Source organism: Burkholderia sp. ABCPW 14, assembly GCF_001523835.1.
GTDB lineage: Bacteria > Pseudomonadota > Gammaproteobacteria > Burkholderiales > Burkholderiaceae > Burkholderia > Burkholderia mayonis.
The window spans coordinates 1-3,935 of the sequence record NZ_LOVS01000186.1; the positions used below are offsets into that span (position 1 = coordinate 1).

The 3,935-nt window shown below is 58.8% G+C and carries 6 protein-coding genes; 2 read left to right on the forward strand and 4 right to left on the reverse strand.

Annotated features, from left to right (window positions below; all coding sequences use genetic code 11):
- Window positions 1-152 (reverse strand): SDR family NAD(P)-dependent oxidoreductase (locus WS62_RS27645; protein WP_156441168.1); only part of this gene is annotated, 152 nt, incomplete at its 3' end.
- Between the two features lie 187 nt (window positions 153-339).
- Here WS62_RS27645 and WS62_RS27650 point away from each other — a divergent pair.
- Both WS62_RS27650 and WS62_RS27655 read left to right on the forward strand, forming a co-directional pair.
- Window positions 340-1,311: a potassium channel beta subunit family protein gene (locus WS62_RS27650; RefSeq protein ID WP_066577699.1), complete on the forward strand. Its 972-nt coding sequence runs from the start codon at window positions 340-342 to the stop codon at window positions 1,309-1,311.
- Window positions 1,312-1,446: 135 nt separating this feature from the next.
- A complete protein-coding gene (locus tag WS62_RS27655; RefSeq protein ID WP_066577702.1) occupies window positions 1,447-2,292 on the forward strand; it encodes a 23S rRNA (adenine(2030)-N(6))-methyltransferase RlmJ in 846 nt (281 codons plus the stop codon).
- 18 nt (window positions 2,293-2,310) lie between these two features.
- Here WS62_RS27655 and WS62_RS27660 read toward each other — a convergent pair whose 3' ends face one another.
- From WS62_RS27660 to cueR, 3 genes are all read right to left on the reverse strand, one after another.
- Complete coding sequence (locus WS62_RS27660) at window positions 2,311-2,616, reverse strand: hypothetical protein (protein WP_231748434.1); 306 nt, start codon at window positions 2,614-2,616, stop codon at window positions 2,311-2,313.
- A gap of 156 nt (window positions 2,617-2,772) precedes the next feature.
- On the reverse strand, window positions 2,773-2,919 hold the full coding sequence (locus WS62_RS35200) for a DUF3563 family protein (protein ID WP_006028476.1): 147 nt from the start codon (window positions 2,917-2,919) through the stop codon (window positions 2,773-2,775).
- Window positions 2,920-3,138: 219 nt separating this feature from the next.
- The gene (gene cueR / locus WS62_RS27665; protein WP_066494827.1) at window positions 3,139-3,543 is read right to left on the reverse strand and encodes a Cu(I)-responsive transcriptional regulator; all 405 of its coding nucleotides are present in this window, start codon (window positions 3,541-3,543) and stop codon (window positions 3,139-3,141) included.
- Window positions 3,544-3,935 lie beyond the last annotated feature (392 nt).

A 3,935-nucleotide genomic window follows, 5' to 3' on the forward strand; every position in this document is an offset into this window, starting at 1 on the left:
ATCTGCTCGGCGACCGCGTTCGCGCCGTCCTGATTCAGATCGGCGATCGCCACCGCCGCGCCCGCTCGCGCGAGCTCCAGCGCGATTTCCTTGCCGATGCCGCTTGCTGCTCCCGTCACGACTGCCGCTTTCCTGTTCAAATTCGAAGTCATTCCTCAAGTCTCCATCAATTAAGTCAATGAAAGCACCGCGTCCGGCATCTGCCCAGTCAGCCTGACGGCATAGGCCGAATGGCCGGCTGTCGCGCCGCGGCCGACATCGCTATTGTGCATGAACGAGACCGTGCGTCGCGCTCAAACAGGCTACGCTTGTTGTCGGTCATGCTCGATCGGAGGCGATATGAACTACCGCAGGCTAGGACGTTCTGGATTGCAGGTCAGCGAACTGTCGATCGGGTCATGGGTCACCTATGGCAACCAGGTCGATCGCCGTGCCGCTCGCGAATCGCTGGCGGCCGCGCATGATGCCGGCGTCAATTTCTTCGACAACGCCGAAGTATATGCAGGCGGCAAATCCGAGGAAATCATGGGGCACGCGTTGAAATCGCTTGGCTGGCCGCGAATCAGCTATGTGGTTTCGACGAAGTTCTTCCGGGGGCTCGCGGAAGCGCCGAATCAGTACCACACCCTCAATCGCAAATACTTGCTGCACGCGATCGACGCCTTGCTGCAGCGTCTGCAGCTCGACTACGTCGACCTCGTGTTCTGCCACCGCCCCGACCCGAGCACGCCGATCGAGGAAACCGTATGGGCGATGAGCGACATCATCGCGCGCGGCAAGGCGCTCTACTGGGGCACGTCGGAATGGAGCGCCGACGAGATCCGCGCCGCATACGAAATCGCCGAACGGCATCATCTGCGCAAGCCGGCGATGGAACAGCCGCAATACAATCTGTTTCACCGCAAGCGCGTCGAGCAGGAATACAAGCGCCTCTATGAAGATTACGGAATGGGACTCACGACCTGGAGTCCGCTCGCATCGGGACTGTTGACCGGGAAGTACCGGCACGGCGTCCCCGCCGGCAGCCGGGCGGAGATCCACGGCTATGACTGGCTACGCGAGCAATTAACGGACCCGGCCAAGAACAACATCGTCGATGAGCTCGGTGACATCGCGAACGAGCTCGGTTGCACCGTCGGCCAGCTCGCGCTCGCCTGGGTGCTGAAGAACCCGCGCGTCAGCACGGTGATCAAGGGCGCGTCGCGCGTCGAGCAGATCGTCGAAAACATGCGCTCGCTCGACGTTGCGGCGAAGCTCGCACCGGACGTGAAGCAGCAGATCGAGCAGATTGTCGGCGATGTCTATCAGTAGCCGTGCGGCAGGCCGCATTGCATACTCGCGTACAATACGCGACCGCATCGGCCGGCCATGTCCGCGAATCTGGCAGCATGGCTCGCGCGTTGGCGCTCGACCGATTTCCACGTATCGCTCCGTATTTCTCTCGCCATGCTCAGCTATCGTCACGGCTTTCACGCCGGCAATCATGCGGACGTCCTCAAGCACGCCGTCGTCGTGCAGTTGCTGCGTTATTTGAACAAGAAAGACAAGTCATATTGGTACATCGATACGCATGCTGGTGCTGGCGTCTACTCGCTGTTCGACGGGTATGCGGCAAAAACCGGCGAATTCGGCACGGGGATCGAGAAAATCTGGGACGCGACGGATCTGCCCGAGGCGCTTTCCGACTATATCGACGAAGTCAGGGCGCTGAACGGCGACGGCGAGTTGCGCTATTACCCGGGCTCTCCTTATCTCGCATGGCGGCTGATGCGCGAACAGGATCGGATGCGCCTGTTCGAGCTTCACAGCACTGAAATCGACGTGCTGCGCCATAATTTTCGCGATGCGGGGCGGCGCGTGATGATCTATGCGGGCGATGGATTCGAAGGCATCAAGGTGCTGCTGCCTCCGCCGCCGCGGCGCGCGCTCGTGTTGATCGACCCGTCATACGAGGACAAGCGCGATTACACCAAGACGCTCACCTGCGTCGAAGAAAGCCTGAAGCGATTTGCAACGGGATGCTATGCAATCTGGTATCCGCAGGTGAGTCGCCCCGAATCGCAGAAATTCCCCGATCAACTGAAAGGGCTGCAACCGAACAACTGGCTGCATCTGAGCTTGACGGTAAGCCTGCCTCCATCGGATGGTTATGGACTCTTCGGCAGCGGGATGTTCATCCTGAATCCGCCGTATACGCTGATCGACGCAATGAAAGATACGCTCCCGTACCTCGTCGAAGCGCTCGGCCAGGACAGCGGCGCGAAGTTCGCGATCGAGCACCGCGGCAACTGACACTGGCATAGCGGCCTATTAACGCGGCTGGGGCACCTTCAGCGGCACGGCCGGATTGGGCACTTCGATGTACGGGACGATGACCATCGGCGCAGTCGAACCGGGCGGCAGTTCCGTCATCGGAGCAGGTTGCGCCGGCGCAGCGATCGGGGCACGTGAGAGTGGCGCATTTTGCAGCACGACGCCGCTCTTGCCATCGTGAATCCCGCTTTGCGTATCCAGGATCAGCGGCGCGCCGTTTGTTCCGGCGAGCGCAGGCACAGTGAAACTGCATAATGCAACGCAACTCGTCGCGAAGCAGAAGAAGCGATTGACGACTCTCATCCGGCCCCCGTTTCAGACGACGCTTGATTGTACGCCCACCACCCACGATGTCCGACGTCGACGTTTCCAGCTTACGAAAAGACAAAGCCCCGTCAATACGGGGCTTTCCTTTGCTTGCGCATTTGAGCGCTCGGTGCGGCTTCTTGCCGCTCCGATTTACAGCGAGTAGCCGTTGGTTTCCAGCGAGCGGATGCGCTGCTCGAGCTGGACGATATCGCTCGACGAAGCCAGATAGGCTTCACGGCGGTTGCGTTCTGCAGCTTCAAACCAGTTGCTCAGCTTTTCGATGATGTAGGCAAACATGTTAGCTCTCCAAGGAAGATTGAGATCCCCTTGTGAATCGATGTCAGGGATATCCCGTATAGGGTTAACCCGATTATAGCTTGATTGCACCAACTTACCAGTGAAATGCTCGAATGTGATGCATGCCAATTTGGAATAGATCAAACAATTCCAACTTAAGCGCCTGATTTTTTGGGAAACTTGCGCGACGTGCGGCGCAGGAGCTCGTAGTTGCATGCACTATTTTGAGTCGCAGCAGGGATCTGCCAATCGCTCCAAAATGGGGCAGTCCGGACGATCGTCTCCGCTGCAATGGGCGGCGAGGTTCGCAAGCGTGTTTCGCATTTCGGTAAGCTCGGCGATCCGGCCGTCAAGCTCGGCCACGTGCTCGAGTGCAATCGCTTTGACCTCGCCGCTCGCTCTCGAGCGATCTTGCCAGAGCGCGAGCAGCTTTCTAATGTCGTCGACGAGGAATCCGAGTCGTCGCGCTTGGCGGACGAAACGTAGCAAGTGGATCTCTTCGTCGTGGTAGACGCGATATCCCGAATCGGTCCGTTCCGCCGGATTGAGAAGGCTCACGCTTTCGTAGTAGCGGATCATCTTCGCGCTGACGCCCGACGCCTTGGCAGCTTCACCGATGTTCACCGTTTGCTCCAGATAGGATCCAAGATTGAAATGTTAGCGCGTTCTTCGGAATATCCACTTGGCCGGCGACCGGTAGCTACGGCTCGAGTTGAAACGAAATCGATGCCTGCAGCGCCGTTCAATGGAACTGTACTTGGGCGAGTTGCCAGTTCGAAGTGGGATAAATGTGGTCTTGCCGGAAGAGATCTGGTGAATTAGAAAAGAGTTGGATCGGCGTGTGTCCGACGGCGGATTTCAAAGCGGTCGATCTACGCCAGCCATCGTATGTTGATGGCGGCGTAAAACCGCGCTTAAACGGCGGCGCAATGCTGAGTAATTTTCTCAAGTACGCAGGGGCCCTCGGGCCCCTTTGACGTGTTGCGACGGCGGTACCGTTCAGAACGGCGGGTCGG